The sequence below is a fragment of the Rubinisphaera italica genome (genome assembly GCF_007859715.1).
GTDB classification, from domain to species: domain Bacteria; phylum Planctomycetota; class Planctomycetia; order Planctomycetales; family Planctomycetaceae; genus Rubinisphaera; species Rubinisphaera italica.
The window spans coordinates 4,359,078-4,375,357 of the sequence record NZ_SJPG01000001.1; the positions used below are offsets into that span (position 1 = coordinate 4,359,078).

Sequence of the window (16,280 nt, forward strand, 5' to 3'; positions counted from 1 at the left end):
CAGCAGGGAGTTTTCGTTACTTATGGGAAATGTTATCGCAATTCTACCCCAGAACATTGAGTAAATCGGATCGGACCATTGAATAAAGAACGACACAGTTTGGCCGCCAAAACCAGCTTTCGGCGGACCTGGGAACAGTTCATTCAGTTTGTCCTGTTTAGCTGTGCTGTGGTCTCAGTTGTTACAACGGCAGCAATCATTTTTGTTCTGGTCACGGAGTCTATTTTCGGAATTGGCGATTCCATCGCATTTTTCCAGCAGGTTCCTCTCTGGAGCTTTTTAACAGATACCAAATGGGCTCCCGAATACGGGGAAGGGAAATTCGGTATTTTGCCGTTGGTTGTCGGCACCATGTGGGTGACCGGAATTGCGGCTCTGATCGGAATTCCTTTTGGTCTGGCGACCGCTATCTATCTCAGTGAATATGCTTCTCCTCGAACCCGCGGTTATATCAAACCCATACTCGAGATCCTTGCAGGAATTCCGACGGTGGTTTATGGATATTTCGCACTCGTGTTTATTACCCCGTTGATCGTGGAGCCATTAGGGAGATTTCTCGGGGTTCAAGTTGATACATTCAATGCGATCAGTGCCGGATTTGTAGTTGGCATTATGATTATTCCAATGGTCTCCTCGTTAAGCGAAGATGTTTTACGCGCGGTTCCACGTGGATTGCGTGAAGCAGGATATGCACTCGGTTCGACTAAATTTGATGTTTCTGTAAAAGTAGTCCTTCCCGCTGCTCTTTCTGGAGTGCTTGCATCCTTCCTGCTGGCGATCTCACGTGCCTTAGGCGAAACGATGGCGGTAAACATTGCTGGAGGAGTTCGACCGAACCTGACGATGAATCCCTTCGAACAGATTTGTACGATGACATCCAATATCGTCAAAATGGCTGGTTCAGATTCACCAGTCGGAAGTGTCGAGTACCGCAGTATTTATGCTGTCGCGCTGACACTATTTGTAATCACCCTCACGATGAACGTGATCTCACAGTTTATTTTGAACAAGTACCGCGAAGTCTACCAATAAATCAAGAACGATTGTTGTGAACTCACGGAGCGGGCTGTTGTTGCTCTGATCAATTTTTGATTGAGATTATCACCTGACATTAATCGTCTAACAGACAGCCAGTGTTCGTTCACTGAATGACTTCTGGACTGAATGTGCTATAGAATACGACGACGTAGTGCATTGCAGATTTAACGACATCATCAAGATTTATTCAAGGTTATAGCAAACTTATTACCGCAATGTCCGATCCATATTATCAACGTCTTCAACGCAGACACCTGGTCAGTAAAATTTTTACTGGAATTTGTTTGATCGCCACCTGGTTTGGATTGGTCACACTCGCGGTGTTGATGACTGCACTCGTCCTGAAAGCAACAGGAACCTGGGATCCGACATCAACCGGTGAAGCTAAAGCGACTCAAAACTGGCTCACTCCGACCTTACTGACTAATCAGGCCTCCTCCCAACCGGAGAAAGCCGGGATGCTTGCCAGTATCTGGGGAACTGTCTGGTTGATTGTGATGACTGCAATTTTGAGTATTCCTGTGGGTATTGGTGCAGCGATCTATCTTGAAGAATATGCCCGAGAAAACAGGCTGACTCGATTCATTCGGCTCAATATTTCGAATCTGGCGGGTATTCCTTCAATCGTCTTTGGTATTCTGGGACTGACTGCATTTTCCAGGATGTTCGGTCTGTTTTCTGAGCCGACAGTCATCGGAATTCCCATGGGAATTGGCATGCTGAAAATTCCACTTCCATTTGGAAAGTCTCTGATCAGTGGATCACTGACAATTACTCTGTTGATTCTGCCAATTATTATCATTGCTGCCCAGGAAGCATTACGTTCTGTCCCGCAATCGATTCGACATGCGGCTCTGGCACTTGGAGCGACGAAATGGCAGACAATCTGGTCTCAAGTGCTTCCCGCTTCTTTGCCCGGAATTATGACCGGTGTCATCCTTTCACTATCACGAGCGATTGGCGAGACGGCTCCAATTATTGTTGTGGGTGCGGTTTCCTTTATCACATTTAATCCCGGCTACATGGAAAGCGTGAGTGATCTGGTCACTGATCCCGAAGTTTTAATGCAGGTTCCTGCTAGTCCATACACTGTGATGCCACTGCAAATATACATCTGGGTGCTCAACTCACCGGATCCTGAATTCAAAAATGTAGCATCTGCTGCCATTGTCGTCCTATTGACCGTACTTCTGCTTATGAATGCATTAGCCGTCTACATTCGAAATCATTTTTCCAAGCGTCTCGACTGGTGATGAAAGAGGCTGATTCCTTTCAGTTTTCCCTAAGTTTCCAATGAAATCTTTTCTTCAGTTCACATTGCTATACAATAGAATCCTATGGAACTAAATGCCTTTGAAAATCTGATTTCGAAACGGGATGGCGATCCTCCCGAGACTCCCAATACGGGCACAGCAGGTAGCAAAACACCTGCCCCCAAAGCACTAACAAAAGTGGAAACCCGTAATCTCGATTTCTATTACGGTCCTCTGCAGGCTCTGTTTGGCATTTCCATGGTGATGCCGGAAAAGTCGGTGACTGCCCTCATCGGTCCTTCAGGATGCGGTAAGAGTACTTATCTCCGGACCCTGAATCGAATGAACGACATCATTGAAGGGACGAGGATTACGGGAGATATTCTTGTCGACAATGAAGACATTTACGCGTCTCAGGTCGATGTGGTCGAGTTGCGGAAAAAAGTTGGGATGGTGTTTCAGAAGTCGAATCCATTCCCGAAATCGATTTATGATAATGTCGCTTTTGGTCCCCGAATTGGGGGAATCAAAGGGAAATCACAACTCGATGAGATCGTCCATCGCACCTTAAAGCAGGCCGCGATCTGGGATGAAGTCAAAGATCGACTGAATTCCTCGGCTTTAGCACTCTCCGGTGGACAGCAGCAACGACTGTGTATTGCCCGAACGCTGGCAACGAATCCGGAAGTGATTCTGATGGACGAACCAGCCTCGGCTCTGGACCCTGCTTCGACTTCTCGCATCGAAGATTTGATTTTTGAACTCAAAAAAGACTACACAATTATTATTGTCACGCATAATATGCAACAGGCGGCTCGTGTGAGTGACTGTACAGCATTCTTCTTTCAGGGACGCCTGATTGAATTCGGGACGACAAAATCGCTGTTCACGACACCCCGGGAAAAACAGACCGAAGACTATATCACAGGACGCTTCGGTTAATTCATTAACGCCATGTATTCAATTTATTTAATGGCAGGGAAGTAACTCACGATGTCCGTTCATCTCATCAGGGATTTAGACAACCTTCATCGTTCCTTAATGACGATGTGCACAATGGTTGAAGAGTTAATTCACGCAGCCGTGGAAACTCTTGCTCGACCAGATCTTCATAAAGCTCAGGAACTGGCCGAGCAGGATCGTGAGATTGATAACTACGATGTGGCCATCGAAGAAGATTGTCTGAAAATACTTGCCCTCCATCAACCAGTTGCCACGGACTTACGACGGATTACGGCCGTTATGAAAATCTCAGGAGAACTCGAACGCGTTGCCGATCTGGCCGTTCACATTGCTGAACGATCCAGTTGTCTCGTCGGTTCGACTTTCGTTCAGGTTCCTCCAAAAATTCATACAATGGCAGATAATGCCGTCAACATGTTGCACGAAAGTATCGATGCGTATGTCAATCTCGATACCGCACTGGCCCGCAAAGTGTGCCGTCAGGACGATATCGTCGATGACCTGAATCGCGAAATTATCGAACATATTACCAACTTGATGACTCAATCCCCAGATATTATCGAACCAGCCTTACACATGTTTTCTGCCTCCAGACACATCGAACGCGTGGCCGATCATGCCACGAACATCGCTGAAGATGTTGTGTATCTGGTGGAAGGGGAAATTGTACGGCATCGGAATCGCTCTGAAAAAATTGCTTCATAAACATACTGAGCCGGATTGCGAATGAGCCAACAGACAATACAGATTATCGAAGATGAGCGTTCCATTTCGGATGCGCTGGCCTACAATCTTCAAAAAGACGGTTTTGAGGTGATCTCCTCAACAGATGGTCAGGACGGCTTACGACGGGCTCAGGCCAATCTGCCTGACCTGATTGTTCTCGACCTGATGCTCCCCGTGCTCGACGGCTTGGAAGTTTGCCGACAATTGCGGTCAGACTCCCGCACCAAGCACATTCGTATTCTGATGCTGACTGCCAAAAGTGAAGAAGTCGACGAAATTGTCGGCTTCAGTATGGGAGCAGATGATTACGTCACCAAGCCATTCAAAATCAAACCGCTGATCAGCCGCATCAAAGCCCTGCTCCGACGGCCAACTTCCAAGAACAATGCTCAGGATTCTGTCACCTGCCGCGGAGTTTTTGTTGATCGTGTGAACCATCGTGTCACCGTCAACAATGAAGAACTTCCGCTCACTCCCACAGAATTCAAACTGCTCTGGACACTCGCCCGACAGGCTGGTCGTCCCTTCCGACGCAACGAATTGATGGACACCTGCCGCGGAGAAGATGCCAACGCACTTGAGAGAACGATCGATGTTCACATCCGCTCGCTTCGCCAGAAACTGGAAAAGGCAGGTGACCTGATCGAAACAGTCCGCGGTGTCGGTTATCGGTTCCGACCGGAGTAACAGATCGCTGAGCAATAACTTAAAATTCCAACTGAAACATGGCCCTAAATCTGGTCATGTTTTTTTATTGGGATTGTTGGAAAATTGACTCAGAGTGATTTGCAAAACGAATTTCCGTTATAATTTCCATCATCTCTTTTCCAATGGAAACCTCGTTCAAGGTATTATTCAAGTATGTCTGGAGCACGATGGTTCTCTCGCACCTGGAAACAGATGATCGGACAAAGTCCGTTTGAAGGGGACATCCAACCGACGCGAATTCCCCTTTATTCTCCGTTCTCAGGACGGCCGACGCTTCCGTTTCCGCATCCCTGGAATTATCAACAGCCGTTGAGGATTCTGGAAACGTTTTTTCATGAAGCGGATGGGGTAGAGTCATCTGGGAAACACAATCGTTATCTCGAAATTTTGGGATTTGCACCCGTTTTCGTGACACGAGATCCGGGAGTCATCCGCGCCATCACAACAGCGACAGGAGATAAGCCGGGGCAGTTCGATCGCGACACTCTTCCTTCAACAGGAATTGCCCGCGCGACAGGCAAAGATACCCTGCTCTTCAGCAACGGAGTCGAGTGGAAACGACAGCGGAAACTGTCCGCTTCTCCATTCGGTAAAACCTCATTGTTTCAGCCGGAAGTTTTTCATGAGTTTGCAGAAACCTTTCGGCAGACAGTGACAGAGCGACTCGAAATTCTCCATCAGCGATTAGCCGAGAGTGGGGCATCGAAATTACGTGTTCAGCTGGAGCCGGAAATCAAAGCCGTGATGCTGGAGTTACTGACCAACAACTTTTTCGGCACCGATATATCATATGTAGATTTACGCAATCGCTTCGTCCCGGCTCTTGAACGAGTGATCGATCATATTGTCAGCGATACCGTCTGGAACCGTCTCGGGATTCCTATTCGCAAAATGCCTGCATTCACTGCTGGCATTGCTCAGGCTAAACGGGATGATGCCGACTTTGAGGATTTGACGACGCTGGTACTAGATGCACGAAAAACAAATCGGGGACACTGGAAGCAATTCAAATCGGATTCTCCCGACGAAGCACTTCGCAGTAACATCAAAGTATTTCTCGCGGGAGCACTCGAAGCAACAACGTCCTATGCTGCGTGGACCTTGTCTCATCTGGCACATGATCCCGTTGCACAGGATCAGGTCTATTCCGAGGTCAAAGAGATGACCGATTACTCTCCGGAGAACCTGGAGCAGGCCAAATACTTCACTAACGTACTTGAAGAAACGTTGCGACTCACGCCGTCACTCTATTTTCTTCCCAGGCGGGCGACAGCTGACACCTGGATCGAAACCTCTGATGGTCGCAAACTTCTACTTCCTTCCGGAACTCATATCCTGCTGGATATCTGGCATGCGAATCGGCACGAGGATCATTGGGGAATTGAGAAATCGGGATCCCCGGCTACGGAGTTTGTCCCGGAACGCTGGAGCGAACTGGCAAAACGTGGAGGCAGCTCGAAAGACAACCTGCATTTTGGATTTGGACACGGACCACGCGTCTGCCCGGGAAAACATTTAGGACAACTTGAAGTCGCGCTGGCAGTTGGGGCATTTGTTAAACTTTTTCGCTTTCAAGCCGTCGAATGTAAACTGGATGCTAAAGCTGGCGTTTCCACTAAGCCTGCGGACGGAGTGTTAATCGACCTGGAGTTGCGTTGAGGAATTGAATCGTGAAACGTCATGACGGTGCGTGGAACCCAAGTTCATCTACTGCAGTTTACAGAATACTGCAGTGACTTTTTGATGGTTTGAGACCTAGGTTTCCAGTCAAACACCCGCTACATTTTTGTGGAAACGGCTACAAGAATTGAGCCGTTATCTTTGGGCGATTTTGAAAGCCTCCTAAAAGACGTCCATGATGAATGAATATCCTTTATGATATGGCTTTTCTGTTTCTTTGGGATATAAGAGGTTCAAATCCTTGTTATTGACCGGCATCTGCATTTGGACATCAATACGGTCGAGCATGTTGTTGTGACAATTAAACTGCTGGAAATCCTGGGGCTCGATGAGGCCAAGATCCTGGTAAATCCGATTCCAGTTAATGGGTTTCCTCTGACCTGTAGCATTTGCTTCCTGGCTGGTAGAAATGACGACCAGCAAGAACATCATCATGGTTGGCACGGCAAGGAATATGTGTCGAAACATAGGTGTTTCCCTTTCGTTCAATTGGAAATTACCTGAAAAAATATAACCTCGGCAGGTCTTAACATGTTACTGGAAGCGGCTCTACGCAATTAGAGCATTTCCAAATGGTATCTGCCTTCGCATGTGCGATGATTTCCCTGAAATGTTGCATTTGCTCAGGCAGAACGCGGAAGACTGATTTTGGATATGCTTCATAAACATGATGATCCCATTTCGTGAATGATGTCAGCGGTGTTGCTTCTGCAATTCCGCATGCGACTAATAAAAAAACGTGCGACTGGTTAGGCGCACGTTTTTATTATTCATTCACTTTGAGATTACCTGATTCCGCTCCTGAGAGCAGAAAATCCTTAGACCATTTTCAAATGGTTTCTGCAGTCGCTTGGACTCCAAATGACCGTAAAACACTGAGTTTGCTGCTGCCAAACACTGCAGGTGATTTTTGAATATGCTCTAGAAGGTATCCATGATGAAGTGGAAACCCTTGTGATAGGGTTTTTCTGTGGGATAGAAGTTGTACCAGTCTTTATTGTAGACGGGAATCTGCATTTCTGGTCCGTATCGGTAGTACATGTTGTCGTAACTGCCGTGCTGCTGGAAGTTCTGGGGATAATAGAGGTAAGGATAGTGGTAGAACCGATTCCAATCGGTCGGTTGTCCCTGTCCCCCTGCGTTGGCTTCCTGACTGGTGGAAATCGCGACCAGCAACAACATCATCATGGTTAAGCCGGCTAGGGCCATGCGTCGAAACATCCGTGTTTCTCCTTCGTCGAAATTAGACAGCGGCTTGAAGCCGTATTGCCCTGATGGGGCTTAATTTTGGATTTTGATTACTACATCGCGCACATTAAAACGCTCGCTACTCATTACATCGGCGATGCTGGCTCCATCACATCAGGAAACTTTCGCGTAATCGCTTAGTTCGACCGGACGAATTAACAATTCAATCGCTTTGTAAAGAAGTCATTCACTTTTACAGACTGTGTCGTTTCTACAAATTGCGAATTCGCTTCAATTTCAGTGGCTCAATAATCTCTCAGTAAGCGGCAGCGATCTTTGCCAGAAATCATTCGAGAAGCCTTAACTTGAATAATGGTATCTACTTGCGTTTTTCTGTTGTGATTTTCACAGAGGTTGCATGTTCTGCTCATACAAATCTGGAGACTGTCTAACTGACGAACCGTTCAATTTTGCCTGTCTCAATAATAAACAGTTAACTGCATGTTGAATGATCATTATGACAGTTTATTGATCACCTTGAAAACAGAATTGGCAGCTAAGGGAGCAGTCCTGGCCATCAGGTCGAGCAAACCTCGCCATTTTCCACGAAAACGAGGACTCACTTCAATCAAGATTTATGGCTCAAGCTTTGCATATTCATTCTGCAGAATCTTTGTTTTAAGGAGAAACAGATGGCGATGTGTTGCAAAGTGCTGACTCTGTTCATGGTGTTGTCAGTAATTTTGGGAGGGAGGCATGACGTGGCCGGAGCAGACCAACAACGTTTGATCCCTGCTGCCCTGGCTGGCGAAGCGTCCTCTTTGCGATCGTTCTCCATTACAAGCTTTGAAGATTTAGTGGCTTACGCCAAGTTGAAAGCTGCTCGCCCTTATCAGCCGGAACAGCAGGTGGCCGAGTCGCTCCAGCGATTGAGTTACGATGATTATTTGAAGATTCATTTTAAGCATGACCACGCGATCTGGGCGAAAAGCAGTCCGTTCTGGATCGAAATGTTTCATCCGGGATTTGTGCAGAAGAATCAGATTCTGCTCAATCTGGTGCAGAACAAGCGAGAATTCCAGGTCCCCTTCAACCCGGCAAACTTTGAATACAACGGCGACCTGACAAGCAGCGATGTACCAGAGACGACTCGTTACGCAGGTATTCGACTGGCAGGTCGATTCCCTGGTAATGACGATCCCCAGGAGATCCTGACATTTCTCGGATCGAGTTATTTTCGATGTCGATCTGCTGGTGGAATTTACGGTTCTTCAAATCGAGGGTTAGCCGTCAACATCGGCTCGAATCAACCGGAAGAATTCCCTGTCTTTCGAGAGTTCTGGGTTGTCAAACCGGACGCAGTTTCCAATCGGCAAATTGTATACGCCTATATGGACAGCCCAACGTTAACGGGAGCCTACGAATTCACATTAGAGCATGGGAGAGAGACAACGACCATTGACGTCCGTTCGATTCTCTATTTTCGCGCACAGCCGGAGCGACTCGGCATTGCCCCCATTACAAGTATGTGGATGTGGGGTGATGGTTTAATTGCTCCGCCTGTCGATTTGCGACCAGCCGTTCACGATGCCGATGGCTTACTTGTTGAGTCTGAAGAGGGTTGGACATGGCGACCTTTGTGCCGACAGAGTTATCCCTCCGTAAGCCGAATTTCCAATAAAGAAGTTCGTGGCTTCGGATTGTTGCAACGCAATACGGAATTTGAAACCTATCAAGATTCGTTTGCTCAATATCACAAGCGTCCCAGTATCTGGATTGAGCCCAAAAATCAATGGCCCACCGGTCATCTCGAACTGTTCGAGCTAACCGCCGCTCATGAAGGGATCGACAATATCGGAGCGTACTGGGTTCCCGACACTACTAAGCCGCTACCTCAAGGCCTGCCGATTTCCTATCGCATCTCCTATTTTCAAGGCGATTTGAAATCGAAATGCCGGGAATATCTGGGCGTTGCCGATTCGTTTCAGGTTAGACGCCAGTCCGATTCCAAAGTCCATCTGACAATCAATTTTTCTGGTCCTTCATTGGCCGATCTGGCACAGGAAACCCCCGTCGAGATCAATCTGAGGACCACCAGAGCGGAAGTGATGCACCGCAATTTGATTCGACGACCTCATGGCAAGTGGAGTCTGCAGTTGGTGTTAGAGCCAACTTCAGATGCCCCCTTTGAAATACAGGCTGGCCTCAGTGATGCCAGTCGCAAGTTGACGGAAACATGGAGTTATCTCTGTCCAATCACTCCACCATCGTATGAGTTTCCCCAGGTTTACACACGGAACGAATAAGTATTTCAGATGTGAAAACAACGGATTGAACTTTCACCTCAAACAGGATCCAGGATCATGAGCAAAACATCGCTTTCACTCGCTGCAGTTCCCGATAGTTACAAAACTGAACAAACAACCGAGGACCGCCGTGCCGACGCAGTGGTCGTACGACGTGCTGTAATGGTCGTGCCCATGGAATCAATTTGCGCCTTCCGCCACGCTCATCCATTCCGACTTGTCTGGTGGTTGCGCGCAGATGGATGGCAGCAGGTCTCTGCTGTGCAATTTCGTCGGGTGCGTCAAACCTTCATCTATCTGGGGCTGGGTAGTTTTGCTGGAGAAAAATCGTGATGGAATCCTCTGCAAGATCGAGTTACCAGATTCGTCAAACTCGCTTAGCACTGCTGATTGTCTCTTTGTATTCGACAATCCTGTTAATGGCGCCGTTTGTCTATGCGATCTCACGCAATGGGGTCTCGTCGTTGGAGTCTGTCTCGACAGTCTTATTTGCGATGCTGTCCTTCTGGGTCTCGCTTGGATTCTGGAACGCCTTTTTTGGCTACCAGAAAATGTCACGGCTCAAAAGAAGCGAGTCTGCTTCAAAGCGGAAATCGATTTCTCTTGAAGTGCAGGAGCAGACAAAGACCGCCATTTTGATGCCGATCTACAATGAAGATCCGGAAGCGGTCATTGCCCGCCTGCATGCGATCATACAATCACTTCGAAAAGTGAATGCAGAAAGCGGTTTTGAGATTTTTGTTCTGAGTGATACAACCAATCCCGATATCGCTTTGCGCGAAGAACTGGTCTGGTCCCAATATTTGGAGCGATTCAAACCATCCATCAATATTTATTATCGGCGACGTCTAAAAAATGCTCAGCGGAAAGCCGGGAATATAGCAGACTTTTGTGAGCGTTGGGGAACGAGTTACGACTTCATGCTCGTCCTTGATGCCGATAGCGTGATGGCTGGTGAAACCATTGTCGAAATGGTTCGGCGTATGGCAGCCGATCCCAAACTGGGAATCCTGCAGGTCTCTCCCCGTCCATTTAATCGACATTCTTTATTCGCCCGACTCCAGCAATTCTCTGCTGCTGCATACGGTCCACTCTGTGTGCGGGGATTCTGTTCCTGGACAGGAGTGGATGGAAACTATTGGGGACACAATGCGTTAATCCGCATTCGTCCGTTTATCGATCATTGTCATTTGCCGATTCTGCCTGGGCCTCGTCCGTTAGGCGGAGAGATTCTCAGCCACGATTTTGTCGAAGCCGCTTTGATGAGGAGAGCCGGTTGGAAAGTTCGCGTCGCTGCCGATCTTGAGGGAAGCTACGAAGAATGCCCCACAACATTGGCTGACTATGTACAACGCGATCAGCGATGGTGTCAGGGAAATATGCAGCACGCACGACTGGTCGTCAGTGAAGGATTCCATCCTTTGAGCCGGGTACACTTTGCTATGGGCGTGATGTCGTACATTGCTTCACCGCTGTGGCTGACATTTATGCTCGTTACATTTCTTTCGCAGTATCTCGAATCGTTTCCTACTGGCGCAACAGTCTCTGCCAGTTATGTGATGGCCTGCATGTTTGGTATTTTTGCAGTAACAATGGGATTGCTGCTCGTTCCAAAATTCATGGGGCTGTCTTGCCTGTTTCGTGATCGCAAACAGGTGACGCAGTTTGGAGGTCCACTCGCGTTAACCGTTAGTGTTTTTTTGGAGATCTTTTTCTCCGTTCTGCTCGCCCCCGTGATGGCTTACTATCACAGCCGTTTTGTCTTGATGACATTGATGGGCCGAACGGTTTCCTGGAATTCGCAGCAGCGTGAAGAAACTCGTGTCTCCGCAAAGGATGCCTGGTCGATGCACTGGGATGTGTTTGCGTTCTATGGCTTACTGGGGACATTGGTTGCCAGCCTGGCACCACAAATGTTGCCCTGGTTTGCACCGATTCTAGTCGGCCCTTTGCTCGTCGTTCCATTTGCGATGATTCTGGGCAGTGCTCGTTTCGGCCGCTGGTTAACAAAACATCAATGGCTCCTGATTCCGGAGGAGCAGGCTGAATCACCACTGCTCAAATCGATGCAAGAAGTCCTGAATGATTTTGAGCAGCATCCTGTTGTGAAAACCGGTGAAGATATATTCGAGTCGGTATTGCGAGATATCAACAGAACGACAATGCATCTGCGAATTGCCGAAGCAACCAATTGCCTGGCACCTGAAGATCAGGAAAAGGATATTGAACTCGAATTACTGGTCAACCGTAGCGACCTGCTGAATGCACCCATCGAAGTTCGCCGTAGAATCCTGACAGATGCGAAGACATTCAATCGACTGGCTGCCAGTTTTCAGCAGGCGTGACGTATTATTTCTCACCAAAAGCACGGACCTGATACAGTGGTAAGTGCCGGTAATAAACTTCGAGAGTCATTACCGAGAGGCAGGTTTGATAGAGTCGTCCACCGCGGTTGGAGTGGGGATCGGTCGCATCCCAACTCCCGACTTCCGGGCCTGAACGAACCTGAGAATTGACGAGCCATTCCCGCATTTCTTGATTCCAGGTGGTCCAGACATTACCTCCGAGATGATGCATAATCTGGGTGGCGTAATAGTTGTAGTAAATATTTTCTTTGCTGGGACCCGTCTGACTGATCAAGCTGGCTCCCTGTCGTAATACAGGATGTTCCCGCCCCCAGCCCAGATACATGCGGCACAATAAGCCGATTGCACTCGTGGAAGATTTCGGGCCTTGGCCGGGGAGATAGCCATACTGACTGCCCTCGGCTCTCTGGCAGGCATCGAGTAAGTCTTCGGAAGTCGTGAAACCAATTTCGGAAAAACGGAGCCCGGCTGTCTGGCCACTTTTAAGTGCCATCACCATCCAACCCGTCACCGACAAGTCCCCGACATCTTCCGGCTTATAGCGCCAGCCTCCAACTTCACGATTGCGAATGCGAACAATGTATTCTAGAGATCCCTGTGCGTATGTGCGGAGTGTTCGATCACGTGTCATGCCGTAAGCTTCGCAGAGTGCGATGGCAGCCAGAGCATGCGCATACATCACATGACTTCCACCCGGCACATCCGTTTTGTCGGCTCCGGTTCGACCTCGAAAATCAATTCCTTCGCGAACTTCCGCACCTTGAGAGATTAAAAACTGGAGTCCCTGATCGACGACCTTGCTGTATTCTCCCGGCTCCGTATGCACATGACCGGCTCCCAGAAAAGCCATTAAAGCCATGGCGGTGGCACCAATCGGGCAATTCCGCAAGCTACCTGCTTGATGATCGGAATGCTTATCTTCAGGTCTGCGATGATCGAAGCTCCAACTGCCATCTTTCCGCTGACGATCTGCTAACCACTTCAAACCCCGTTCGACTGCTTTTTCGCTTTGCTCGGTCCCGCCAAAGAGTTTGATCATTTCACTCCGGGAAGCTGCAGAGCGTCCACCGAGATGAGACGTGATATCGAGTTCAGGAATCTTGACCAAAACCTCAACGGTCGGCGTGCCGTTGTCGGATTCGGTTCGCATCATGTTGAGTTCAGGAGCGCCTCCTGGAGTTGTTGAAATCTGCCTGGTCACAAGGTCGAACTGAGCTTCATCGACCTCAACTTTCAGCTCGGCCAGGTCAGGGATATCATCCAGCAGTTCCACTTCGTCTTCGGAATACTCGACAATCGCCGAAAGGTATTCTTCCGGGCTTGGAATCTGGAAGACGATCAATGCCATGAAAATCAGCAGGAGAGTATGCAAGACGAGACTCAAAGCAAAGCCGCTGACCAGAAACCGATCCAGAAACCCCGGCTTGGATTCCGGGATTTGGTTGTCGGAGTCGATTAAGACCTCCACTTTCACGTTTGCTTGTGGTGGCTTCATATTATTCAGCTGTTGGAATGAATTCAAAAAAATACGGACTAGAATTGCCCGTATTGATGTCTCTTGAATTATTATTAGACAGTACGTATCGGATTAGAATACGCATTCTTCATAAAATTGTCACTCCGATTTCCCAATTCTCTCAAATAACGCTTTTGAGAGCAGTGGCAGAACAGCCGTTGCATCACAGTACACTTCAGCAAAACGGCCGCCCTCGTGCGGGGGAACAAATTTCCCCCAGCTGACCCCTTCCGAGTACGTGCAACCAGACAGTCCACCCCAGTGGACAGGTTCCGGGCAGATTCTTACGCCGTACTTGAAGCGGGGAGCCTCCAGATTTGTCCCAACGCGGTTATTCGTAATGTCGACATACGGTCCCACTTGTTGCGACCAGTTTCGAGGAACTCCGCCGCCAATTGTAAAGATACCGATTTCTTCACTCGACTGAATAAATCTCGCATAATGCTGCAAATCCAGAAACGGATTGAACGGAGCCATCTCGCGGAAGACTTCGTCAGAAGTCATTTTTGAGGGATCCTGTCCGTTTTTCTCGAAGGCATTTTTCATGGCCCATGTCGAAACATCCAGTCCGATTTCACTGTCAGTAAAAGCCGGAATAAACACGGGAACATTCTTCTGATAGGCACTCCGCAGAATGCCGGGGCCTTCATCGAGTCGTTCGAGTTCTTCGCCAAGAGCACGGCACAATCTGGCAGAGGACCACATGCCGTCTTCCGGTTGAGAATCGTTCAGCACTTTCCGCACAACAGCTTCAACATTGTTCAGATTCGATTCCATTTCGAGTGTATCATAAATTCGATTGTAGCCCTGCTCGAACAGTGTCTCATCGGATTTCGTCGGATCATAGCGATAGTGCGTCAAGCCGATCGATTCTGTCAGGCCGTGTGCAATCAAGGCTCCCGTTGCGACAACGGCCTGGACAATGCCCCGGTCGATCAGTTCGCAAAAGATCTGTCCCTGCTTGGCGACCGTCATCGCACCCGAGAGAGTCATGACCACGGCACACTTTTCGTTTTTGGCCATCTCTTCAAGCACTTCAAACGCCTGACCGAGTTGTCGTCCAGCGAAGGCCGTGTTCGACATCGCATGCAGTAATTCGGCAAATGTGTTTGTTTTATTCAAATCAATCGGCTGCAACGGAACCAGTCCATCGCTGCGTCCATCATGTAAATGCCGATTTTGTCCGGGACAATGTGAATCCATCAATCCATAACTTTCTTGAATGCAGTAAAATCCGTATTGGAAACTTTTGAGTTCAACATCACCCAGGCGAGCCAGTTATAGGTCGGGTATTCTCACGATCATCATGCAGGATATGATCGTTAACCGCTTATTAACCAAACACACCCGAGTCATGACTGACTCTGCTCGCCTGAGTAATTCATATTAACGACTGCAAAAGGTCGCTGTCGACTTGATTCGTTCATTTGCCGTCTGCAGAAAAATTGGCATCCAATATTGATTCGACAGTCACCGTTACAGGAGTTTTTAATTCCGCAGCGACCGTGAGGGGATGAGCTTTGCGTCGTTCGAGGCGATATCCCAAATCTACAGCGGCCGGGAAAAATCTCTGTAAGTGATAGCCGACATACGCAGCCAGAGTAATTGGAACAAGTCGTTGATTTCGTTCGGCTGCTCGAATCGCTTTTCGGGCTACAATTTCAGGTGTCGTCGTAATCCACCGTGGTGGAGCCCGTTTGCCTTCGCCTTCGGGTCGCAGCATACTGTCGAACAATTCAGTCCTGACAAATCCAGGACAAACAGCTGTCACACCCAGGCCATACCGTAAATACTCAGCTCGCAGTGCATGCGAATAACCAATTAAGCCGTACTTGGTGGCATGGTAAGCCGTGCTGCGTTGAGTTGGAAACAATCCAAACATACTTGCGATGTTGACAATGTGAGAACGCCTCTGTTCGAGCAGGAGAGGAATTAATGCGTGTGTTAAATTCAGTGGAGCCACAAAATTAACTCCCACGACGCGATGCAATTGTTCGGCACTCATTTTATCGGTCTGGCCGTAGTAGCTGATGCCGGCATTATTAAAGAGCAGATCCAATCCGCCCAGTTCTTTACGAACGAGTTGAGTAACTCGTGCAGGAGTCTGTTCATTGCACATGTCTGTGCACAGCGTTTGGACTTCTACATTATGGGCACGACATAGCTGAGCGGTCTCTTCAAGCTTTTCGCCTTGCAGATCGATCAGGCACAAATGCACTTTCTTCGCCGCAAGCTGTAAGGACAATTCACGTCCAATTCCAGAGGCGGCACCTGTGACCACCGCTCGTTTTCTATGAATCTTCCACATAAGGGCGAGCAATGACTTGCGGAGGGCGATTGTAAACGTAATGGCGAGAGCAACTCACTAAACGTGATCGATGGATTGAGTTTCGAGTCGATTAGTAAAGAAACGAAAAAACATACTCATTTGTGCGCTGTTGATTATCTCTAACGAAATTCTTCACAAATGTTGCGTTGGCTTTGAATTCCGCTGATCACTGAGGATACACTGTTTAAGTTCGCATTGCATGTGTTC

Annotated in this window: 15 protein-coding genes; 10 read left to right on the forward strand and 5 right to left on the reverse strand. The window is 48.3% G+C overall.

The window, feature by feature from the left end:
- The first annotated feature begins 78 nt into the window (after positions 1-78).
- The 6 genes from pstC (at position 79) to Pan54_RS16360 (ending at position 6,347) form a co-directional block, all read left to right on the forward strand.
- Positions 79-1,032 carry a phosphate ABC transporter permease subunit PstC gene (gene pstC / locus Pan54_RS16335; RefSeq protein ID WP_146504495.1) on the forward strand — a complete coding sequence of 318 codons (954 nt, stop codon included), beginning with the start codon at positions 79-81 and terminating at the stop codon, positions 1,030-1,032.
- Positions 1,033-1,253: 221 nt separating this feature from the next.
- Positions 1,254-2,291, forward strand: a complete 1,038-nt coding sequence (pstA, locus tag Pan54_RS16340) for a phosphate ABC transporter permease PstA (RefSeq protein ID WP_146504496.1) — start codon at positions 1,254-1,256, stop codon at positions 2,289-2,291.
- An 84-nt stretch (positions 2,292-2,375) separates the two neighbouring features.
- A complete protein-coding gene (pstB, locus tag Pan54_RS16345; protein ID WP_146504497.1) occupies positions 2,376-3,233 on the forward strand; it encodes a phosphate ABC transporter ATP-binding protein PstB in 858 nt (285 codons plus the stop codon).
- Between the two features lie 51 nt (positions 3,234-3,284).
- A complete protein-coding gene (phoU, locus tag Pan54_RS16350) occupies positions 3,285-3,959 on the forward strand; it encodes a phosphate signaling complex protein PhoU (RefSeq protein ID WP_146504498.1) in 675 nt (224 codons plus the stop codon).
- A 21-nt stretch (positions 3,960-3,980) separates the two neighbouring features.
- A complete protein-coding gene (locus tag Pan54_RS16355; RefSeq protein WP_146504499.1) occupies positions 3,981-4,667 on the forward strand; it encodes a response regulator in 687 nt (228 codons plus the stop codon).
- A 174-nt stretch (positions 4,668-4,841) separates the two neighbouring features.
- Positions 4,842-6,347, forward strand: a complete 1,506-nt coding sequence (locus Pan54_RS16360; protein WP_146504500.1) for a cytochrome P450 — start codon at positions 4,842-4,844, stop codon at positions 6,345-6,347.
- A 183-nt stretch (positions 6,348-6,530) separates the two neighbouring features.
- Here the strand turns inward: Pan54_RS16360 and Pan54_RS16365 are convergent, their stop codons facing one another.
- Positions 6,531-6,836, reverse strand: a complete 306-nt coding sequence (locus Pan54_RS16365) for a hypothetical protein (protein ID WP_146504501.1) — start codon at positions 6,834-6,836, stop codon at positions 6,531-6,533.
- 215 nt (positions 6,837-7,051) lie between these two features.
- On the opposite strand from Pan54_RS16365, the gene Pan54_RS16370 reads away from it, so the two are divergent.
- Positions 7,052-7,282: a hypothetical protein gene (locus Pan54_RS16370; protein ID WP_146504502.1), complete on the forward strand. Its 231-nt coding sequence runs from the start codon at positions 7,052-7,054 to the stop codon at positions 7,280-7,282.
- Between the two features lie 7 nt (positions 7,283-7,289).
- Here Pan54_RS16370 and Pan54_RS16375 read toward each other — a convergent pair whose 3' ends face one another.
- Positions 7,290-7,589: a hypothetical protein gene (locus Pan54_RS16375; protein WP_146504503.1), complete on the reverse strand. Its 300-nt coding sequence runs from the start codon at positions 7,587-7,589 to the stop codon at positions 7,290-7,292.
- A 728-nt stretch (positions 7,590-8,317) separates the two neighbouring features.
- Between Pan54_RS16375 and Pan54_RS16380 the strand changes: the two genes are divergently transcribed.
- Genes Pan54_RS16380 through mdoH form a run of 3 tightly spaced genes read left to right on the forward strand, consistent with a single transcriptional unit; the run spans position 8,318 to position 12,207 of the window.
- Complete coding sequence (locus Pan54_RS16380) at positions 8,318-9,862, forward strand: glucan biosynthesis protein (protein ID WP_165441810.1); 1,545 nt, start codon at positions 8,318-8,320, stop codon at positions 9,860-9,862.
- A 57-nt stretch (positions 9,863-9,919) separates the two neighbouring features.
- Complete coding sequence (locus tag Pan54_RS16385) at positions 9,920-10,195, forward strand: hypothetical protein (protein ID WP_146504505.1); 276 nt, start codon at positions 9,920-9,922, stop codon at positions 10,193-10,195.
- Complete coding sequence (mdoH, locus tag Pan54_RS16390; RefSeq protein WP_242631473.1) at positions 10,195-12,207, forward strand: glucans biosynthesis glucosyltransferase MdoH; 2,013 nt, start codon at positions 10,195-10,197, stop codon at positions 12,205-12,207. Before Pan54_RS16385 ends, mdoH begins: the two co-directional genes overlap by 1 nt.
- A gap of 4 nt (positions 12,208-12,211) precedes the next feature.
- Here mdoH and Pan54_RS16395 read toward each other — a convergent pair whose 3' ends face one another.
- The 3 genes from Pan54_RS16395 to Pan54_RS16405 all read right to left on the reverse strand — a co-directional run bounded on the left by Pan54_RS16395 (position 12,212) and on the right by Pan54_RS16405 (position 16,052).
- Positions 12,212-13,723, reverse strand: coding sequence for a prenyltransferase/squalene oxidase repeat-containing protein (locus tag Pan54_RS16395; protein ID WP_146504507.1), 1,512 nt, complete (start codon positions 13,721-13,723; stop codon positions 12,212-12,214).
- A 120-nt stretch (positions 13,724-13,843) separates the two neighbouring features.
- Positions 13,844-14,947 (reverse strand): deoxyhypusine synthase family protein, encoded by a 1,104-nt coding sequence (locus Pan54_RS16400; RefSeq protein WP_146504508.1) that lies wholly within the window; start codon positions 14,945-14,947, stop codon positions 13,844-13,846.
- A 220-nt stretch (positions 14,948-15,167) separates the two neighbouring features.
- Positions 15,168-16,052: an SDR family NAD(P)-dependent oxidoreductase gene (locus tag Pan54_RS16405; protein ID WP_146504509.1), complete on the reverse strand. Its 885-nt coding sequence runs from the start codon at positions 16,050-16,052 to the stop codon at positions 15,168-15,170.
- Positions 16,053-16,280: the final 228 nt, after the last annotated feature.

What these genes read in the sequence shown, in the direction of transcription:
- Pan54_RS16365 (WP_146504501.1), bottom strand. Translation starts at nt 6,836, where the DNA reads ATGTTTCGACACATATTCCTTGCCGTGCCAACCATGATGATGTTCTTG.
- Pan54_RS16395 (WP_146504507.1), bottom strand. Translation starts at nt 13,723, where the DNA reads ATGAAGCCACCACAAGCAAACGTGAAAGTGGAGGTCTTAATCGACTCC.
- Pan54_RS16375 (WP_146504503.1), bottom strand. Translation starts at nt 7,589, where the DNA reads ATGTTTCGACGCATGGCCCTAGCCGGCTTAACCATGATGATGTTGTTG.
- Pan54_RS16400 (WP_146504508.1), bottom strand. Translation starts at nt 14,947, where the DNA reads ATGGATTCACATTGTCCCGGACAAAATCGGCATTTACATGATGGACGC.
- pstA (WP_146504496.1), top strand. Translation starts at nt 1,254, where the DNA reads ATGTCCGATCCATATTATCAACGTCTTCAACGCAGACACCTGGTCAGT.
- Pan54_RS16385 (WP_146504505.1), top strand. Translation starts at nt 9,920, where the DNA reads ATGAGCAAAACATCGCTTTCACTCGCTGCAGTTCCCGATAGTTACAAA.
- Pan54_RS16355 (WP_146504499.1), top strand. Translation starts at nt 3,981, where the DNA reads ATGAGCCAACAGACAATACAGATTATCGAAGATGAGCGTTCCATTTCG.
- pstB (WP_146504497.1), top strand. Translation starts at nt 2,376, where the DNA reads ATGGAACTAAATGCCTTTGAAAATCTGATTTCGAAACGGGATGGCGAT.
- mdoH (WP_242631473.1), top strand. Translation starts at nt 10,195, where the DNA reads ATGGAATCCTCTGCAAGATCGAGTTACCAGATTCGTCAAACTCGCTTA.
- Pan54_RS16360 (WP_146504500.1), top strand. Translation starts at nt 4,842, where the DNA reads ATGTCTGGAGCACGATGGTTCTCTCGCACCTGGAAACAGATGATCGGA.
- Pan54_RS16405 (WP_146504509.1), bottom strand. Translation starts at nt 16,052, where the DNA reads ATGTGGAAGATTCATAGAAAACGAGCGGTGGTCACAGGTGCCGCCTCT.
- phoU (WP_146504498.1), top strand. Translation starts at nt 3,285, where the DNA reads ATGTCCGTTCATCTCATCAGGGATTTAGACAACCTTCATCGTTCCTTA.